The 19,169-nt window shown below is 63.4% G+C and carries 16 protein-coding genes; 8 read left to right on the forward strand and 8 right to left on the reverse strand.

Annotated elements, in window-relative coordinates:
* Positions 1-5 precede the first annotated feature (5 nt).
* From ureC to AB7531_RS05415, 5 genes are all read left to right on the forward strand, one after another.
* Entirely contained in the window at positions 6-1,709 is a 1,704-nt protein-coding gene (gene ureC / locus AB7531_RS05395; RefSeq protein ID WP_231143845.1) for an urease subunit alpha, read from the forward strand.
* A 23-nt stretch (positions 1,710-1,732) separates the two neighbouring features.
* Complete coding sequence (locus AB7531_RS05400) at positions 1,733-2,431, forward strand: urease accessory protein UreF (RefSeq protein WP_063980897.1); 699 nt, start codon at positions 1,733-1,735, stop codon at positions 2,429-2,431.
* The gene (gene ureG, locus AB7531_RS05405) at positions 2,428-3,117 is read left to right on the forward strand and encodes an urease accessory protein UreG (RefSeq protein WP_063980898.1); all 690 of its coding nucleotides are present in this window, start codon (positions 2,428-2,430) and stop codon (positions 3,115-3,117) included. The genes AB7531_RS05400 and ureG overlap by 4 nt, the downstream gene beginning before the upstream one ends.
* Entirely contained in the window at positions 3,114-3,425 is a 312-nt protein-coding gene (locus AB7531_RS05410; RefSeq protein WP_063980899.1) for a chorismate mutase, read from the forward strand. Before ureG ends, AB7531_RS05410 begins: the two co-directional genes overlap by 4 nt.
* 75 nt (positions 3,426-3,500) lie before the next feature.
* Entirely contained in the window at positions 3,501-3,938 is a 438-nt protein-coding gene (locus tag AB7531_RS05415; protein WP_084794956.1) for a VirK family protein, read from the forward strand.
* A 10-nt stretch (positions 3,939-3,948) separates the two neighbouring features.
* Here AB7531_RS05415 and AB7531_RS05420 read toward each other — a convergent pair whose 3' ends face one another.
* The 5 genes from AB7531_RS05420 to AB7531_RS05440 all read right to left on the reverse strand — a co-directional run bounded on the left by AB7531_RS05420 (position 3,949) and on the right by AB7531_RS05440 (position 8,942).
* Complete coding sequence (locus AB7531_RS05420) at positions 3,949-4,302, reverse strand: hypothetical protein (protein ID WP_063980900.1); 354 nt, start codon at positions 4,300-4,302, stop codon at positions 3,949-3,951.
* A 188-nt stretch (positions 4,303-4,490) separates the two neighbouring features.
* Entirely contained in the window at positions 4,491-5,270 is a 780-nt protein-coding gene (locus AB7531_RS05425; protein WP_063980901.1) for a DUF2182 domain-containing protein, read from the reverse strand.
* 9 nt (positions 5,271-5,279) lie between these two features.
* Complete coding sequence (locus AB7531_RS05430) at positions 5,280-6,812, reverse strand: tyrosinase family protein (protein WP_247316142.1); 1,533 nt, start codon at positions 6,810-6,812, stop codon at positions 5,280-5,282.
* Positions 6,813-7,168: 356 nt separating this feature from the next.
* Positions 7,169-8,206, reverse strand: a complete 1,038-nt coding sequence (locus AB7531_RS05435) for a thermonuclease family protein (RefSeq protein WP_231143851.1) — start codon at positions 8,204-8,206, stop codon at positions 7,169-7,171.
* 241 nt (positions 8,207-8,447) lie between these two features.
* Positions 8,448-8,942 (reverse strand): hypothetical protein, encoded by a 495-nt coding sequence (locus tag AB7531_RS05440; RefSeq protein ID WP_028148879.1) that lies wholly within the window; start codon positions 8,940-8,942, stop codon positions 8,448-8,450.
* Between the two features lie 283 nt (positions 8,943-9,225).
* Between AB7531_RS05440 and AB7531_RS05445 the strand changes: the two genes are divergently transcribed.
* The 3 genes from AB7531_RS05445 (at position 9,226) to AB7531_RS05455 (ending at position 14,380) form a co-directional block, all read left to right on the forward strand.
* Positions 9,226-12,282 (forward strand): ATP-binding protein, encoded by a 3,057-nt coding sequence (locus AB7531_RS05445; protein WP_283017987.1) that lies wholly within the window; start codon positions 9,226-9,228, stop codon positions 12,280-12,282.
* A gap of 347 nt (positions 12,283-12,629) precedes the next feature.
* A complete protein-coding gene (locus AB7531_RS05450) occupies positions 12,630-13,850 on the forward strand; it encodes an OpgC domain-containing protein (protein WP_441279911.1) in 1,221 nt (406 codons plus the stop codon).
* Between the two features lie 41 nt (positions 13,851-13,891).
* Entirely contained in the window at positions 13,892-14,380 is a 489-nt protein-coding gene (locus AB7531_RS05455) for a DUF2059 domain-containing protein (RefSeq protein WP_283017988.1), read from the forward strand.
* 10 nt (positions 14,381-14,390) lie between these two features.
* On the opposite strand, the gene AB7531_RS05460 is transcribed toward AB7531_RS05455, so the two are convergent.
* Genes AB7531_RS05460 through AB7531_RS05470 form a run of 3 tightly spaced genes read right to left on the reverse strand, consistent with a single transcriptional unit; the run spans position 14,391 to position 19,101 of the window.
* Positions 14,391-15,887 carry a sugar ABC transporter ATP-binding protein gene (locus tag AB7531_RS05460; RefSeq protein ID WP_283017989.1) on the reverse strand — a complete coding sequence of 499 codons (1,497 nt, stop codon included), beginning with the start codon at positions 15,885-15,887 and terminating at the stop codon, positions 14,391-14,393.
* Positions 15,884-16,981 carry a hypothetical protein gene (locus AB7531_RS05465; RefSeq protein ID WP_063986071.1) on the reverse strand — a complete coding sequence of 366 codons (1,098 nt, stop codon included), beginning with the start codon at positions 16,979-16,981 and terminating at the stop codon, positions 15,884-15,886. The genes AB7531_RS05460 and AB7531_RS05465 overlap by 4 nt, the downstream gene beginning before the upstream one ends.
* Positions 16,978-19,101 (reverse strand): ABC transporter permease subunit, encoded by a 2,124-nt coding sequence (locus AB7531_RS05470; protein ID WP_063980906.1) that lies wholly within the window; start codon positions 19,099-19,101, stop codon positions 16,978-16,980. Before AB7531_RS05470 ends, AB7531_RS05465 begins: the two co-directional genes overlap by 4 nt.
* Positions 19,102-19,169: the final 68 nt, after the last annotated feature.

The following is a 19,169-nucleotide window of genomic DNA, read 5'->3' on the forward strand; positions in this document are numbered from 1 at the left end:
AAGACATGTCCCACACGATGAGCCGCGCTGCCTATGCGCAGATGTTCGGCCCCACGGTCGGCGACAGGGTGCGCCTGGCGGATACTGACCTGTTCATCGAGCCCGAGAGGGACCTCACCATCTATGGCGAGGAGGTCAAGTTCGGCGGCGGCAAGGTCATTCGCGACGGCATGGGACAATCGCAGCTCACGCGCGCGCAGGGCGCGGTCGATACGGTCATTACCAATGCGCTGATCCTCGATCACTGGGGAATCGTCAAGGCCGACATCGCGATCAGGGACGGGCTCATTGCCGCCATCGGCAAGGCGGGCAATCCCGACGTACAGCCGGGTGTATCGATCATCATTGGGCCGGGGACGGAAATCATCGCGGGCGAGGGCAAGATCATCACCGCCGGCGGAATGGATACGCACATTCATTTCATCTGCCCTCAGCAGATCGACGAGGCGCTTTTCTCGGGCGTCACGACCATGATGGGTGGCGGCACCGGACCTGCCGCTGGGACGACGGCGACGACCTGTACGCCGGGGCCATGGCACATCCATCGGATGCTCGAGGCGCTGGATGGGTTCCCGATGAACTTCGGCATTTTCGGCAAGGGCAATGCGAGCCTACCCGCGGGCCTGGTCGAGCAGATCGAAGCCGGCGCGTGTGGCCTGAAGCTGCACGAGGACTGGGGCGCAACGCCCGCATCGATCGACTGCTGCCTCTCTGTCGCGGACGACATGGACGTGCAAGTCATGATCCACACCGATTCCCTGAACGAAGGCGGGTTCGTCGAGCGCACGATCGCCGCGTTCAAGGGCAGGACGATCCATGCGGCCCATACGGAAGGGGCCGGCGGCGGGCACGCGCCTGATATCATCAAGGTCTGCGGCGAGAGCAACGTCATTCCGGCCTCGACAAATCCGACGCGTCCCTACACCGCGAACACGCTCGACGAAGCACTCGACATGCTGATGGTGACCCACCATCTGGACCGTCGCATTCCGGAGGATGTCGCCTTCGCGGAAAGCCGCATCCGAAAGGAGACGATTGCCGCAGAGGATATCCTGCACGATCTCGGCGCGTTCTCGATCGTGTCGTCGGATAGCCAGGCGATGGGGCGCGTCGGCGAGGTGATCACGCGGACGTGGCAGACCGCCGACAAGATGAAGAAGCAGTTCGGGCGGTTGCCGGAGGAGACCGGGCAGAACGATAATTTCAGGGCGCGGCGCTACGTCGCAAAATACACGATCAATCCGGCCATCGTGCAGGGAATGTCACGCCATGTCGGTTCGGTCGAGGTCGGGAAGCTCGCGGACATCGTCGTCTGGGATCCGGCGTTCTTCGGGATCAAGCCCGACATGGTCTTGAAATCCGGCATGATCGTCGCCGCGATCATGGGCGACCCCAATGCGTCGATACCGACGCCTCAGCCGGAATATTACCGGCCGATGTTCGGTGCCTTCGGCCGTTCTCCCGGCAGAAATTCTGTGACCTTCGTCAGTCAGGCCTCGCTCGAAACGACGAGACAATTGGGCCTGGCCAAGCAACTCCTGCCGGTCTCGAACACGCGATCGATCGGCAAGCATTCCATGATCCTCAACGACGCGCTGCCCCGCATGGAGGTCGATGCCGAAACCTACGAGGTGCGGGCCGACGGACGGCTGCTCACGTGTCCGCCGGTGAATGTGGTCCCGATGGCGCAGCGCTATTTCATGTACTGACGCGTTGCCGGCATGGTGGTGCGATGACAGACCAGAGTTATGGACATACGGCGCTGGCGTTCCTGAGGCTGCAGAGCTGGCTCTCGCCGTCGTTCCCGAACGGGGCCTACAGCTACTCGCACGGACTGGAGTGGGCGGTGGAGGCCGGCTATGTCTCCGATCGGCGCAGCCTGATCGATTGGCTCGAGGCCGACCTTTGCTACGGCTCGGGCCGGAACGAAGCCATCTTCTTCAGCGAAGCCTACCGATGCGTGGCCGAGGGCGCCGAGGACCAGCTCCCGGATCTGGCCGAACTCGCAGCCGCTTCCCGCGGCACATCCGAATTCGTGCTCGAATCCGCCCAGCAATCGTCTGCGTGCCTTACGACCCTTCGCAGTGTCTGGCCGGATCGAATTCTGGACATCTTCTCAGATCCGAAATGTCCGCCGGTGCTGGCCGTCCTGCTCGGAGCGCGAGCGGCGCGCGAGCGGATTGCCGTCGACATCGCGCTGCCGGCATTCCTGCACAGCTATGTCGCCAATCTGGTGAGCGCGGGCGTGCGATTGGTGCCTCTCGGTCAGACCGACGGTCAGCTTGCCATCGCGGCGCTCGAGCTGCCGATCCTGTCGCGCAGTGAAGTCGCAAGCCGTGAGACGGTCGACGATCTCGGTTCGGCGGGCCTGATGGTTGAGCTCGCGTCCATCGCACACGAGCTCCAATATACGAGGTTGTTTCGGTCATGAAGACGATTGAACACGAGAGCAGGTCTCTCCGCACACCCGGCATTGCGGCAACCAACGGGCCGCTGCGCGTCGGAATCGGCGGTCCGGTCGGTTCCGGAAAGACGGCGCTGGTCGAGGCGCTGTGCAAGCACCTGCGCGATTTCTATGAGATCTACGTCATCACCAACGACATCTACACCAAGGAGGATCAGCTCATTCTGACCCGCGCGCAGGCATTGGCGGCGGAGCGCATCATGGGGGTGGAGACGGGTGGCTGTCCGCATACGGCCATACGGGAGGACGCCTCGATGAACCTGGCGGCGATCCACGACATGAACCTGAAGTTTCCGGACGCGGAGCTTTGCTTCGTCGAGTCGGGTGGCGACAATCTCGCCGCCACCTTCAGCCCGGAGCTTGCGGACCTGACCGTCTACGTCATCGACGTCGCCGCCGGAGAGAAGATCCCGCGCAAGGGAGGGCCGGGGATCATGCGATCCGATCTGCTGGTGATCAACAAGATCGATCTGGCTCCCATGGTGGGCGCGAATCTGGAGATCATGGAAGCGGACGCGCGGCGGATGCGAGGCGCGCGACCGTTCATCTTCTCCAATCTGAAGAGTGGCCAAGGTGTCGATGAGATTGCGGGCTTCATTCTGCAGAAGGGCGGGTTGTCCGCCGCGGCGCTGTCTGGAGGTGCCGATCGATGACGGATGATGACCAGGAGTTTGCCGGCGATCTGGCCAGGCTGCGCCGCAGCATCGACAATCTGGATGCGGCGATGGTGCACCTGCTCGCAGAGCGCTTTCGCTGTACGGACGCGATCGGAGAGCTCAAGGCCAGGCATGGACTGGAATCCCGGGATCCCAGACGTGAAGCGGCGCAATTGAAACGGCTTCGCATCCTCGCCGCACAGAGCGGGCTCGATCCGGATTTTACCCGGAAGCTGCATGCCCTGGTCGTTCGAGAAGTCATCACCAATCATGAGGCGGTGAAGTTCGAGTCGGGAGCCGGCTAGAGCGACGAATATCATCGCAAGCCTGCTCCGGCGAAACGAGGTCCAGCCGAGAGCCGCCATCCCTGGGAGCCACATTTGTCGAATGATCTGCGCAGCTGCGCCGCCGCTCTGGCGATCGTAGCGAGCTTCTGGACGCACCCCGCGATCGCGGACGAACCCGGAAACGCCGACTATGCGGCGCTGAACAAGGCGATCGTCGATGGCAAGGAATTTCGCATGCTCGTCGACCTTTCAGCCTGTCAAGTTCACGGCACGGGCGCGGCGGGACCTCCGGTCAAGGCCAGCATGCGGTTTGACGGATACATGATCCAGCCTGACGGGACGATCGCTTTCGCAACGACCCATTTCACGGTGAGACCGGACAAGGCGGTCAGGGAATTCCTGTCGTTCAGGGTGCACCCAAACGGCAGGATCGAGGCGCGCACGATGGTCCTGGATGCCGTCAATGACGCCGTTCTCAAGGATACGGCATTCGATTGCGAGATTGGAAAAGGCGCGACATTCCACTGGTGATGCGCGGTCGTTACGCGGACTGGTCGACCAGGCTGCCGGGCTGCTGGCCCTTCTTCTCCAGCTGCTTTTCGATGGCGTCCCGGATCTTCTGCTCCACCGCCGCTTTCTGGTCCGGGGTCATGTTGGCGAGGTCGGCCTCGCTGAGATTCATGCTCTTCAGAATGGCAGCCCGCATACGGTCGAAGGGATTCATCTTCGCGTATTTCAGGAATTCCTGCACGACGCTGCTGTCGCCCGATGCGCCATCTTCGTTGGCTTGCGAGGGCCCACCATTGTCGGTCACCGGCGGCTTCGATGCACCGGTCGTTGAGCCGGCTTTTGCAGGCTGGTAGCCGAAGATTGATGCTCCTGGCGTGACTTGCATGTTCGGCCCCTCGAGACGATCGCGAAGGGCAAGCAACGTGCGTGCCAGATGTTTTCGTTGGATTTCCCGATGTTTCCGGGCTCGCGCTCATCGGCAGCTTGAAAAAATTGCCGGTGCGGCGGTGTCGCCGGCAAAGTTTGCCCGGTCGCCTGCGCGAATCGCGTCGTCGCGCGTGCCGTCGGCACCGATCAGGTTGCCTTCACTCCGGCGCTCTCCGTGCGTCGCCAAAGGCCGAGCCTGAACCATAGCAGCCTGGCAGCGGTCGATGGCCATCGCACCTCCCACGCCGGGCGCCGCGGTTTGTCCAGGCGCTCGGCAATCAGGAATGCACTGGTCGCGGCCATCGCCGCCAAATGCCCGCCTTGCGTCGCCAACGGAACGAGCATCAGCGCCCAGCAGGCTCCGCAACACCAGATACCCTGGGTGACGCCATATCCGAGAGCAGCCAGGTCGGCCCTGATCCCATACGCCGCCAGCGGCGGCTGGTCGTGGCAGTGGTTCAGGCAGATCTGTTTCACGGGGGAGAATTGCCAGACTAGGACGAGCGATCCCGCCAATGCGATCGTGACGATCGATGATGATTGCATCAGTTGCAGCGCCAGCACGGCCAGTACGATGGGAACGCCACAGGCAGCCCAGATGGACCAGTATCCGATCATGAAGAGCGCCATCGACCGCATGCGTCGACGCGGCAGGCTTCGCGCACGCACGTGCCCAAGAGCGCCCGCGAGCATCGGCGTCATCATCGCCGCTACCATCAGCATCCATTCGCCGGTGAGTGTTGTCGGCGAATAGAACGTCATGGCAAGGGCGAGCTGATCGAGCGACAGTGCCGGCCAGACATCGCTGTTGCAGAAGGCGACGAGCCTGCGCTGGTCCGACAACGCCACGACGGCCGCCCACGCGGCGGCTGCCGCGACGGTGAGCGGAATACGGATTTGCAGACGCTCGTAGGCCGCGGGCGTCATGAGCGGCCGTCAATCGCCCTGTCGGACGATGCTGATGCGGCCGACACTCACGTCGGCCGACTGCTGCACCGGCGCGACGGCCTGGAGACGAACGCCGACCTTTGCGAGATCGGCAGTGCCCGAACCGGCGAACTCCGAATAGGGCTTGGTGATGTTCAGCGCGTACGACAAGCCGTCTCCCGCGTGCCCGGTATCGCTCTCCGTCGCCTTGGTGATGCCGAAGAGCCCGATGCTCCCGACCTGCCGCTCGAAGGACGGCGCGCCGTCCTTCCCCGCAAACTGCAGATAGACCTGCAGCACGGTGGCGTCGGAATATCCGCGCACATTCTCCAGATTGAGAAAGACCTGCTCCGCGCGCGCCCCGGGCGCGGGGCCGGCAGCCAGCCTGGCGGCAACTTTCGTATGCGTACGCGCATCGAGTTGCACGGAGGTCTCGGCACCTTTCCCTGCGACGGGAAGCGATTGGGCATTGGCGCCAAGCACCTCAACTGTTGCTCCAGTCGATCTCGCCATCGCGACCGCTCCGGATGATGTCGCTGTCCTGCCGGCGACGGCCGCCAACGGCGCGCCTGCCGGCGAGAAATCGCTGTAAGTATAGCCCACCCCGGCAAAGTCCGACATCTGTTCCGGCGTGTACTCCCACGGCGAGCCGTCGGGGAGAGGAACGACAAATTTATGCTGGCCGAGGCTGGCAGGTCCCTTCTTCCAGCTGGCTTCTTCCGGATCCGTGTTCTGGGAATCGCTCTGCCTCCAGCTTTGCCACAGCCGATCGATATTCGCGTGGTGCAGCCAGAAGATGGGATCCAGGCCGGCCGTCACCGGTGACGACATCAGTCCCGGCAATGGCCTCGTGCTCGCCTCCGGGAACATCTTCTCGCCGCCGACAAGGCCGTGAACCTGGTCGTGCGGTTGACTTTCGATGTCGCCATGCTTGGTGCCGCCGTGCTCGAAGCCGGTGTCGATGCCACCGAAGCCGCGGTCGCCGCCACTTGCCACACCGGTGAACTCGTGAACGTCCATCGCGTCCAGGTTCACGGCGTCGAGCGGGACGAAGACCTTGCCGGGCTGCGAGGGATCGCCGGGTCCCCACCGCTGTTCAATGAAGAGGGGATTGTTGCCGGTGCCGTCCGGCCAGTCCGGGCTGCCGAATGCCGGCGGCAAGCCATCCTGACCGGGTTTGAAGTAGTTCCAGTAAGGCAAGGTCCAGTCAGGCGGCCCACCGAGCGTCACGACGGTCGAGCGAATGAGCTTCTCAAACCCGATCAGATAGCCGCGGTGCCATGGCAGAAAATACCAGCTGCCGTGCTGACATTGCTGCCAGAACTCGTCGAAGTCGGCCTGGGCAGGAACTTGCTCGGCAGGCGCCTTGTAGCCGTAGAACTCCCACAGGCCCTGATGATAGCCGTGCATGCCGGCCCAGAAGCGCCAGCTGGTTCGATCGTTGAGCGGCTTCGGCCTCAATGCGCCAACCGCGCGCGCGTACCAGAGAATCGGATCCGCCCAGTCGCCGCCAAGCTCCCACACGTTCTGTCGAACCAGCATGCCGTTCTCCTTGTCGCTTGACTGCGGCGCCGGCCGGCCGAGAGAACGGGCAGGCGGCTCCGCCGGATTGATCTTCCTCTCATCCACCAGCTCGCCTTGAGAGCCGGCATCTTGGGTCACTCGGACTTCGACCGAGGACGCCCTGCAATCGCCGCGGCCAGGAAAATAGACGAAAAATCTATGGTTGTGTAGTAGCGAATTCTAACCGTTAGCGCGAGCGGTCCTTGATCGGCCAGGCTCGGCCGCCGGAAATGCCTGCAACGACAGGAGAATAGCGGCGCATGAACGTGCGAGCTCACGGCCGGCAGCAATCTGCGACAAAACGCCGTTGATCCCGGTCGGCCGCGCGCGCATCCTCAGAACGTCGTGATCGGCTTGCCGTCCGCCCCCACGAGACTCGACGGCGCCTCGCCGAACACCAGCCCCTCCGGCTGAAACTTGATCGTCTTGCCGCCCTCGACGAAGTCGGCAAAATTGCGCGGCGTGGCCGAGTGCACGCCGTTGGTCAGGAAGTCGTCGATCTCGTAGCAGGTGTCGGGCTTGCCGCCGGAGCCTTCGCCCAAGAATTTCTGGAAGGTCTGGCTCGTCACCTTCGCCTTCTTGCGCGCCGACCAGTTGGTGTAGCGGCGATAGAGCTTCGGCAGGATCACGGGGCCCTTGTCGGTCGCGAGCACGTCGGTCTCGTTCTTCCTGGGTTCGCGCAGGTCGAAGTCGAAGGCGGGAATCGTCTTGGCGAGATGCTTCCAGACCGGCAGCTTCTGCGCGCGTGCGGGCTTCGCGAGCGCGAGGAAGGCCTTGATCTCGTCGTCGTTCATCGAAGAGTAGAAGGTTGGATAGGCAAAGCCCTGCTCGACCAGCCAGTGATTGATGTCGATGGTCTTGCCGGCGACCGTCACCTCGATGTCGCCGACCAGCCGGCCATAGGTGTCGAACACCTCGTTCGGCGCATCGACATGGGTGAACACCCGGCAGGCGAGCGTGGGCTCGCCGGCGCTGCTGAGGAAGTCATGCAGCGCCTTGCTCGTCGTCGCGCCAAGAAACTGCCGGTAGGGGTGTGTGACCTCGTGATAGGCCTGCCGCTTGGCGTCGCTCAGGCCCTTCTTCTCGGCGGCCGAGAGCGGCGAGGGCTGATAATGCAGCTCCGGCGCGTCGATGCCCTGAAGGCGAATGGTGAGCTTGCCGTTCTTGATCGGCGCCGTCGCGGTCCGGCCCTTGACCTTGGCGCCCTCGAAGACGTGGGTCGGCTGGAAAGGCACCGAGTCGTTCTTGCGGAAGCGGATCGCGTCTGGGGCGACATTCACCACGACCTTGGTGGTGTCGGCGTCCGACCGGCCCTCCGGCCAGAACTGGCCGACATCGATGGTGCCTAAGACCTCTAGCAGTCCAACGGGCATCGGGCGCTCCTGTCAAACGAACGCGGCGACTGCTTCAAGCAGGCGACTCGCACGCGCACGGCGGAAGCGGATCATTTTCGTGCGACAGGTCCATGACAGGGCGCGGCCGCGAGACAATGCAACGCGGCCTTCGAGCGGAGAGGGCGGGGCATGATTGGTCCGTCGTGCAACGCATGCTGTGGCGACGACGGACCATCTTCGATTGGTGCGGAAGCCTCCGCGCTGCTGCTCCCGCTCGGAATCAGGGGCGGTACGGACAGACCATCGTCAGGTGGAGCAGCGTCGGCGCCTGGTCCTCACCGTTGTCGTACTCCCACTCCAGCCGGATCTCGTGCCGGTCGGCATAGGCGTCGCTCGCCGCGTGAGTGATGATATTGGTCTTCATCGGGATCGGCGGCTCGGAATTGAAGCACTTCCGCACGCAGGCATCGAGCAGCGCGCATCGCGTCAGCGGGATCACGCCGGGCTCGTCCTTGGACAGCGGGACCGTATTCAACTGCGTGGTGAGGTCGACGCGAGCTCGTCCCTTCTCCTTGTGCCAGTACGCCGCGCTCCCGTCCGGCCATTTGTCCGCCGGCGTCAGGATCAGATGGTACTGGCCGTACTCCAGGGTCGGCACGTGGATGTCCGGCGACGCCTTGAGGATGTCCACGCTCCTCTGCATGTTTTCCAGAGGGAAATAATTGTCGTTCATTAAATCTTTGAATGAAGCCCCGGTGTAAGTTCTCGACCCCATCGTCTTTTCCCTCAATATGTCCTTGGCTTTGTGAAAATACATACAGCTCCGCGACGCCGGTTAGTTTTGCCACCCCGGCTTCGCCGAATATATGCCCCATCTTTGCTGGGATTGCATAGGCTACCACTCAGGACTGTGTTTCGTCCAGATCGCCAACCGCACCGTGCTCCGCTAACGGCGATGGGCAAGTCCGATTGCTAAGCGGTTCTTGATAGGTATTCTTACCACGAGTTGCTCGCGGGCGCTGGACGACAGCGACGCCGCGATCCTTGAAGGCGCAGGAATGCATTGCTTCGCGTGCCAGTCGGCGATTGATTCGGACGATAGCTGGTGCTCCAAGTGTGGGGCGGCGGTACGTCGGCGTGCTGATCCCGACAGCGAGCGGCGGTTTGTGACAATTCTCCGAGCCGACGTCATCGACTCCACGGGGCTTGTTGCCGAATTGGAGCCGGAGGAGGCCGTCTCACGCCTGGAGCCAGCGCTGGCGGCCATGAGGGGCGCGGTACGCCAGTTTGGCGGCATCGTCAGCAAGGAGTTGGGGGACGGCTTGGCCGCTGTCTTTGGTGCCCCGATCGCCGACGACAACCATGCTCCGCTGGCCTGCCATGCGGCCATCGAGCTTGTCCGGCGGGTCGGCAGTCTTGGCGATCCCGGACTTCAGGTTCGGGTCGGCCTCCATTCGGGGCACGTCGTCGCCTATATGGTCGCCAGCGAGTTTTCCAAGGTCTACGAGATCGGAGGAGCCGCTCAGCATCTTGCCGCGAGGCTGGAGGCCGCGGCCGAAGCCAATCAGATCTACGTGTCGGAAGCCTGCCAGAAACTCGCGGATGGACATGTCCGATTCGAAGCCTTGGGCCGCAAGGTGCTGCGCGGTTTCAACGAGCCGCTGCCGGTCTACCGTGTCGTCGGAGCGAGCGACCTTTCAAGCTGGCGGGTGCGACGAGCGCGGAGCGTTTCGCGGTTTGTCGATCGCACGACTGAGCGGGCCCTGTTGGGACGTGCCGCTGAGAGGTCCAGTGCAAGCCGGCAGACGGTCCTGCTGATCGGCGATGCAGGCATCGGAAAATCGCGGCTCGCGCATGAGTTCGCCCAGGAGCTCAAGGCCGATGGCTGGCGGCTGATTGACGCCGAGTGTAGTCCGAACCTTCAGGGCGTGCCGTTCAGCGCGCTCAAGCGCACCATACTTTCGATCATCGAAGTTGCCGCCAGAGATTCGGATAGTCTGGTCGACATCCGAAAGGAGTTGCCGGCAATCCATCAGCTCGCGATCGATTCCATATTGGATATTCCGGTCGCGGATCATCGCTGGAGTGAGCTGGAGCCTTACGCGCGCGCGCGTGCCATTTCCGATGCAAGTTGCGCCATCGTGCAAAGCCTGGCCTTTCAACAGCGTACGGTTCTTCTCATCGAGGACCTGCACTGGATCGACCGAGCCAGCGATGCGGTTGTTGCTGCAATTGCGTCGTTACAGAGTCCCAACCTGATAGTTTTTCTCACGAGCAGGCCGAACGGCATGCCCGAGTGGATCGCACGCTGCCATGCGGAAGTGATTGCAATGCGCCCTCTGGATGACGATTCGGGATTGGCCATGTTGGCCGATATGCTCGGACCGTCGGCGATGAACACCGATTTGAAGAACCGGATCATTTCTCATACTGCCAACGTTCCTCTATTTCTCGAGGAAGTCTGCCGTGGACTGAAAGATAGTGGCACGCTTCGCGGTCAGTGGGGTGACCTTGCGCTCGTTCGACCTATTGACGAGCTCGGCATCCCTACCAGCATTCAGGGGGTGATTGCGGCGCGGCTCGATCGTGTCTCGAGGCAGGAGCGCTCGGTTCTCCAAATAGCGGCGGCGCTGGGGCCGCGCTCAAGCGTGATGATGCTGCGGAACGTCGCCGCGCTGCCCGAAGACATTCTCCAGGATTGCCTCGGAGCGCTCGACCGAGCCGAGATCCTCGTCAGGATCGATAGTGAACTTGAGGACTCGATCGAGTTCCAGCACGAGATGGTCCGCCAAGTGACCTACGAGTCGATGGTCGAAAAGGTGCGCGAAAATATACATGGGCGAATACTTGCGGCCTTCGAAAGCGACGAGACATGGAGCGACGGTCCTGACACGCTTTGCTACCACGCAATGCGCGCGAAGGATTGGCTGAAAGCGTTCGGGTACGGGAGAGGTGCCGCGCAGAAATGTCTTGTGCGCTCGGCGTATGCCGATGCGGTCGACTATTTCGGGATCGCGATGAGTTCGCTCGACAAGATGCCGATGACTCTCTCGCGGGAGGCAGATGCAATTGACCTCCGGATGGAGGCGCGAATGGCATTCATCTGGTCCGGTCAGGTTGCCGAGTGGATCGATCTCGGAAAGGAGGCCGAACGCCGGGCTAGTGGAATTGACGACATCGGAAGAAAGGTCGCCGCCATGACCGTCATGGCGGGTGGACAGAATTTCTACGGAACGCCAACTGAAGCGGTTGCGCTCGGCCAGGAGGTCGTTGGCCTCGCCGAGAAGTCAGGCAACCCGGGTTGGCGCAACCTTGCACAATACAATCTGGGACAGGCCTATTTTCTCGCCGGTCGATATCGCGAAGCGGAGCAGACGTTGGCGCAAGGCCGCGCTAATCTCATGGGGCCGGACGCAAGCGCGCCCTTCGGAACTCCCCCAAAATACACGCTCCTCCTCTGCTGCATGATGAAGAGCTTCACGCACACCGTCATGGGCGAACTCGACACCGCCGGCCAGCTCCAGCAACAAGCCGCCGCGATCGCGGAGGAGACGGGCCGTCCCTACGACCGCGTCGCCGCCGCCTATAGCGGCGGCTGGCTGATGCTCGGCCGCAACGAGCCGGCCGCGGCCGCTGCCATTCTCGAAGACGGGTTCGTGCTGGCGCAGAAGCACGGCATCCGGCTGTTCGTGCCGGTGCTCGCCTGTCATCTCGGCATCGCCTATCTGGAGCAGGGGCTGTTCGACCGGGCGCGCGGCATGCTGGCCGAGGCGCGCGAGGAGGCGAAGGCGGTCGGCTATACCTCGGCGGTGCTGCGCAGCTCGATCTATCTTGCGCTCGCAACCTTCCGCCTCGGCGACGTCCAGGCCGCGCAGAACATGCTGCGCGAGGCGCGCAACACCGCTCGCCAGCAGGGGTTTTCCGGCCTCGAGGCCGAGGCCCTGCTCGGCGAGGCCGTGGTGACGCCGCCGACGGATGCGGCGAACAAGGCCGCGATCATCGTCGCCTTGCGCGCGGCCATCGCGATCGCCTCCGAGAGCGGCGCGCTGCCGCTCCAGCACAAGGCCGAGGCGATGCTGACCGAGATGCTTGCCCGGGGCGGCGAGCTGACCTGACCCTGCTCCCTCCCTGGCGTGCGATCGTACCGCCGGGCTGATTTTTTGCCCGACGGGCCGTTTGAGTTTCGCAGGCAAAGCAAGGACTTAAGAGACCGTCTCTACTGTGCATGGGGTTGTTTTCGACATTTTACAGGGAGGACCACCACCTCCAGCCGGCGCCGTTCAAGGTCTCATGACTTGCCGGACGCGGTCTGTGCGCCCCGATGACGAAGCCCCTTGCACGGACGCCAAGGTCGGCTACCGTCGGCACTAGCCGCAGGGCCAGGTGACTTTTGATTTACATTTTTTAGCATCCGATCTTTCGGCGCCGCGACGGCGCGACGCCCACCGGACGAGGCGGGGCCATGAGCACACGGGACCAGTCAGCTTTGTTGGCGCCGGTCGAGCGCGATTTGCGGCTCGATCTCTTCCGCGGCGTCGGGTTGTGGATGATCTTCCTCGATCACATCCCGCACGACGTCGTGGCCTGGCTGACCTTGCGCAACTACGGCTTCAGTGACGCCGCCGAGTTCTTCGTCTTCATCTCCGGCTATCTGGTCGGCTGGATCTACGGGCCGATCGTCGCCGGCGGCTGGTTTCTCGCCGCGCTGAAGCGGCTGTGGCGGCGCGCGGGCGAGATGTACGTTGCCCACATCATGCTGTTCCTGTTGTTCACGGCGCAGATCGCGCGCACGGTCAGGAGGTTCGACAACCCGATGTATGCAGACGAGTTCAACGTTCACAATTTTCTCGACCATCCGGACATCCTGATAGGTCAGGCGCTCTCGCTGCGCTACAAGCCGGTCAATCTCGACGTGCTGCCGCTCTACATCACGCTGGTGCTCGCCGCGCCCTTCATCGTGTGGGGCCTGGTGCGCCGGCCGAACCTGACGCTGGCTGCCTCCGTGGTGTTGTTTGTGTTGGCGCGCCGGTTCGACTGGAACATCGCCTCCTATCCGCCGGGCACGACCTGGTACTTCAACCCGTTCTGCTGGCAGCTGATGTTCGTGTTCGCCGCCTGGTGTGGCGTCGGCCAGATCGACAAGATCGCAACATGGGTGTGGTCGAAGGCGGCGATGACGCTGGCGGCGGCCTGGCTCGCCTTCGCGCTCCTGATCGTGATGACCTGGCACATCCCTGCGCTCGAGGCGCTGATCCCGAAATGGATGATCAAGGCGATCTACCCGATCGACAAGACCGACCTCGACATGCTGCGCTTCACGCACTTTCTGGCGCTGGCGGTCTGGGTGATCTATTTTATCCCGCGCCACTGGAAGGCGTTGCATTCGAAATGGGTGCACCCGGTCATCCTCTGCGGCCAGCATTCGCTGCCGATCTTTTGCCTCAGCGTGTTCCTGTCGTTCTCGGCGCATTGGATCCTGATGCAATTCACCAGGGGCGTCTGGGAGCAACTCGCCGTCTCGTTCGCCGGCTTCGTCATCATGTTCGGGGCGGCGTGGCTGCTCGACCGCGCCGAGCGGGTGCCGAGCCTCTTCGTCAAGGTGACGGATGTCGACGACGAGCGGGAGGCCGCCGCCGAAGGCGCGCCGGTAACGATCATCGGCGCGGCTCCGGCTCGCCGCTGAGAGCACATCGCGTCGCCGGGACGATTTTTCGGGAGAGATGCATGTCGAGATTTTTGTTGACGATTGCCGGCGCCCTCCTGCTCCTCGTCTGCAACGCGTCGGCGCAAGGGCCGTCGCCCGAGGCGATGGATGCTGCACGAAAACTCGTCGCCACGCTGAAGATCGCAGATCAGTATCGCGCGGCGCTCCCGCAGCTCCTGCTCAAGCTGAGACCCGTGGTCGCACAGGACCGGCCTGAGATCGAGCGCGATTATGACGCAATGACGGCGCCGGGCTCCGACATCTACGCGCCGTTCTTTGCCTCGATGATCGACCAGATCGCCGCGCTCTATGCCCAAAACTTCACCGTCGACGAGCTGCGCCAGATCGAAGCGTTCTATGCCCAGCCTGCTGGCCGGAAGTTTATGGAAAAGTCCGATGCGCTGGCGCAGGCGAGCGCGCAGATCGGCCAGGACGTCAACCAGAAGGCCGCAGATGAACTAAAGCTACGCCTCATCGAGGCGCTGCGCCAGAAAGCGCACAAGCCGTAGACCGTCATGCTCAGTGAATCGCGGCGTACATGATCCTCTCCTCCGTCGCCTCCAATGCGGAGAATTCCTCCACGACCTTGCCCTGGCGCGAGACCAGGATGCGGTCGGAGAGCGCCATGATCTCGGGCAGGTAGGATGAGATGACCACGACCGCCTTGCCCTCGTCGGCGAGCTGGTTGATCAACTCGTGGATCTCGACGATGGCGCCGACGTCGACGCCGCGCGTGGGTTCGTCGAAGATGATCAGATCGGGCTCCTGAACCAGCGATTTGGCGATCACGACCTTCTGCTGATTGCCGCCGGAAAGCTCGACCACCTTGCCGTCGTTGCCGATCGCGCGAACCTTGAGCCGTTCGATCCAGGTCCTGCCGATCGCCTCGTTCTCTCGCCGCGACAGCATCATGCGGCCCTTGGGAAATTTCGACAGAAGGCCGAGATAGATGTTGCGTGCGATCGAGGACGTCTCGAAGAAGCCTTCGACCTTGCGGTCTTCAGTCACATAGGCGATGCCGGCCTGCACCGCCGGCGCCGGCACCCGGTAGCGCACCGGCTTGTCGTGCAGCAGGATCTCGCCGCCATGGAAGAAGTCGCGCTTCAGCACGCCGGAGACGATCTTGAACGTTTCGGTGCGGCCGGCCCCGACGAGGCCGAACACGCCGGTGATCTGTCCCGCGAACACCGACAGCGAATTGTTCTTCACCATCGGTGCCATCTTCAGGTTCTGCACGGTGAGCACGCGCGCGCCGGGCGGCCGCACGCTGCTCTTTCGCGCACCGTAGAGCGTGTTGGAGAGGTCGCGCCCGACCATGGCCTGCACGATCGCCGCGCGGTCGAAGTTGGTGGCATCGTCGGTGACGACGTGCTTGCCGTCGCGCAGAACCGTGATGCGGTCGGCGAGCAACAAGGCTTCTTCCAGGGCGTGCGAGATGAAGACGATCGAGACCCCGCGCTTCTTGAGATCGCGGACGAGGTCAAAGAAGTATTTCTTCTCTTCCGGCGTCAGCGACGCCGTCGGCTCGTCGAAGATGATGACTTTGGCGCGGTGCAAAACCGCGCGCGCGATCTCCACCATCTGCTTCTTGGCGGCGCCGAGGCCGCCGACGGTGGCGGTCGGCGTGACGTCGAAATTGAGCGATTGCAGGAACTGCTGCGCAGCGATGTAGATGCCGCGCAGGCGGTTATAGAATTTCTCCTGCCCGAGAAACAGATTCTGCGCGACCGTCATGGTCGGTACCAGGCTGTTTTCCTGGAACACCATGGCGATGCCGAGATTGCGCGCCTCCAGCGGTGTCCGTGGTGCGACGTCGGCGCCGTCGACCGTCATGGTCCCTGACGTCAGCGTCACCACGCCGGCCATCACCTTGGTCAGTGTCGATTTGCCGGCGCCGTTCTCGCCGACCAGCGCGTGGATCTCGCCGCGGCGGAGGTCGAAGTCGACCCCGTCGATGGCGGGCACGCCGGCGTAAAGTTTTGTGGCCTTGCGCAGCGAGAGTGCGATGTCGCTCATGAGCGGAACTCCTCGGCAAGACCGGACAGCGGCAGTCGCAGCACGCGGCCCGGTCCCTTGGCGATCAGGACGAGATCGCCGCCCATCTCGATCGCCGCAACGATACCGTGATTGGCGCCGTCGACCCGGCTGTGCAGCGAATAGAGCGGCTGGCCATCTGCATCGAGTCGGATGACGAGGCCATAGGAGCGCGGCGGCGCCCACGGCTTGATCACGCCCATGGTCTTGATGTGTGCACCCTGCATCGGCTCCTTGAACGAGAAGCCCGAGCGCAGGCGCGGCGCAACCCAATACGCCGGATCGATCTCGGCCATCATTCGCTTACGGTAGGCTGGTTCGCGCAGCACGAACTCGATCAGCTGGGTGCGCGCGGTGAAGGCGGTGAGCCAGTAGCCGCCGCCCGCCGCCTTCGACAGCCGCGACGGATAGACGGGCAAGTGAGCAAGGACGGTTCGCGGCGATGTGCCCGGTGCCACAAGGACGAGGCGGTGGCGCCAACTCTCGCTGACCAGCACGCCATTGCCATACGCGCAGGCGCCGAAGGCGTGGCCCAGCCCTTGCGCGAGGGGCGTCACGCTCCTGCTGCCGGGATCGAGCCTGAACACCCGGCCGCTCCGATTGAGCTCCATCAAATCGCGTGCCCAGTCATCGACGCCGCATGTCGCCGAGCCGTCCGTCGCGATCAGCGTGTTGTCGCTCGCGAGCGTCAGTGCGTTGACGGCATTGAACGCGCTATCTGCAAACGTCACGCTTGGCTGCTCGGCCGAGGGGCTTGCGTAGAGCCGCACCTCGCGTCCCCCGAGCGCAACCGCAAGGCCGCCGCCGGGGAGGGCACACAATGCCGAGATCGGCCGCTCGAAGTTGCGGACCTCCGATGCCGTGCCGTCATTCAGAGACATCAGCCGCTGGCCCGCCGCGATGAAGAGGTTGCTTCCGTCGGTGGCGAGATCCTCCGGCGCCTCGCATGTCAGCAAGGTTTCGGCGGATTCCAGCTTCTGGTTGGGCTTCAATGCGCCGTCGAAGGACGGTACGGTGATGGTGGCGTCGCCGCGCCCGAGAAAGCGGTTGGCGAACTCCCTGACGGCCGCGATCACGATTGCTTCCCCCATCGCTTGTCGTACTGGACGAAGTTCGGATCGGCATTGTCGAGCTTGTAGCGGCCGATCCGGTTGTTGAGGATGCCGCCGAGATAGAGATAGCCGCGATGCTCGCGCATCGAGGTGATCATCGGATGGTTTTCGCCGCGCAGGTCCCAGAACGATTCGACGATCTTGCCCTGCTCGTTGAACTTGACCACGCAGCCGGTGTTGATGTTGGGGAACAGCCATTCGTCCACCGGCACGCGCTTGCCCATGCGGCGGCGGAAGCCGGGCATCTTCCAGGCGAGGTCGAGCGAGGGGCTGCGCATGCCGACCAGCGCCAGCCAGTAATTGCCGTCGGAGGCGAGGTTGATGTTATCGGGGTAGCCCGGCAGATTGTCCATGACGACCTCGACCTTGCCCTTCTTTGACCCTGCGAACCAATAGCGCTTGATCGAGCAGCCGAAGGTTTCGGCGAACAGGATCGACTGGCCGTCGCTGGCGACGCAGATGCCGTTGGGGAATTTGAGGCCGCGCAGCTCCGTGCGCGTCACGCCGGTCTTGGTGTCATAAGAGATGATGCGGCCGTTGCCGCGCGCTTCGAGACCGTCGATCGGCCATTCGTCCATCTCGTAGCGCACGGTGGCTTCCGAGAAGAAGATCAGGCCGTCGTCGGTGATGTCGAGATCGTCGGCGAGCCGCAGGCGGCTGTCGTCATTGACCGAACGCATGCTGCGATTGGTCTCGTCGGTCGCCTTTTCCACCGTGCCGTCAGGCTTGATGCGATAGAGCCCCATGCCGCCGATGCAGACGTAGAGATTGTCCTCGCGGTCGAAGGCCATGCCGAGTGGTTGGCCGCCGATATGGGCGAACACCTCCATCTTCTGATAGTCGGGCGCGAGGAAGCGCATGATGTCGCCGTGGCGCGAACCCGCATAGAGATTGTCGTGGCGGTCGAGGATGACGTCCTCCGGCGCCTCGATGCGGCCGAGGCCGATCGACTCGACATTGCGCAGCTTGTCGTTCTGCTCGAACGGGCCGCCTTGCCCGATCTCGGTCGGCGGCGGTGGCGGCAGCGCGTGATAGGTGGGGGCCACGTAGACCTTGCTGATGATGCGGGTTCGGTTCTTCTGCCAGCGGATGTCGACCATGGCAGCAACGAGCAGGATGCCGGCAAGCGCCATCCGGTTGACGCCACCGCGCGCGTTCATGGTGGTCAGACCATTGGTGATCAGGAGCACGATCAGCACCCCGACCGCCGATTTGGCGACCGAGCCCTTGCCGCCGCCGAGCGTGATGCCGCCGAGCACTGTCGCGGTCAGCACGATCACCTCCAGGCCAACGCCGATGTCGCCGCCGACGGTGCCAAGCCGGGACGCGAAGAACAGCGCGCCAATGCTGGTCAGCACGCCGCTTGCGACGTAGCAAAGCGCGATGGTGCGGCGGACGGGAATGCCGGAATTGTAAGCTGAACGACGCGAGCCGCCGATCGCGGTGATGTGCCAGCCCGGGCGCAGCCGGGTCATGAAGATATGGCCGAAGATGGCGATGACGATATAGACGAGCGCCACGGTCGGAATGCCGAAGATGCTGCCGCTGCCGATGAAATCCCAGGACGGAATGTCGGGGAAGGCCGACGCGATCGCGTTGGAGTAACGCTGGATCAGGAGATCGTAGGCCGAGCGGTAGATGATCAGGGTGATCAGCGTGGTGATGAAGGCCCGCAGTCGCAAATATCCGATCAGGATGCCGTTGACGGCGCCGAGCAGCGCACCGGAAAGCAGGGTGGCCGCCACCACCGCCGGGACCGGCCAGCCCAGGACGTCGAGAAGATAGAGGGCACAGAAATCGGTCAGCGCGAAGATCGAACCGACGGAGAGGTCGATGCCGCCGACGATGACCACCAGCGCCAGCCCGAGCGCAATGAAGCCGATCTCTCCAGCCTGGCGCGCGGTGTCGGCAAGGCTCGCCGGCGACAGGAAATTGTCGATGGACCGGCTGAGCGCGAGGCCGACGATCAGGAGGAGGATGACCGGGATAGCTGTCTCGGTCCATCGCTTGGACAGGATTTCACCGAGGAGATGATCGGGCCAGTAGCGGTAACGCAGGCTTGTCAGAGTGTCGCGCATCGGCATTCCGGGACCTTGCAAGTTTCGAGACTACGTCCCGGACGTGAGATCGTCCGGGACGCCAGGGTCTTGCG

The organism is Bradyrhizobium sp. 63_E2_N1_3 (assembly GCF_052076005.1).
GTDB lineage: Bacteria > Pseudomonadota > Alphaproteobacteria > Rhizobiales > Xanthobacteraceae > Bradyrhizobium > Bradyrhizobium barranii.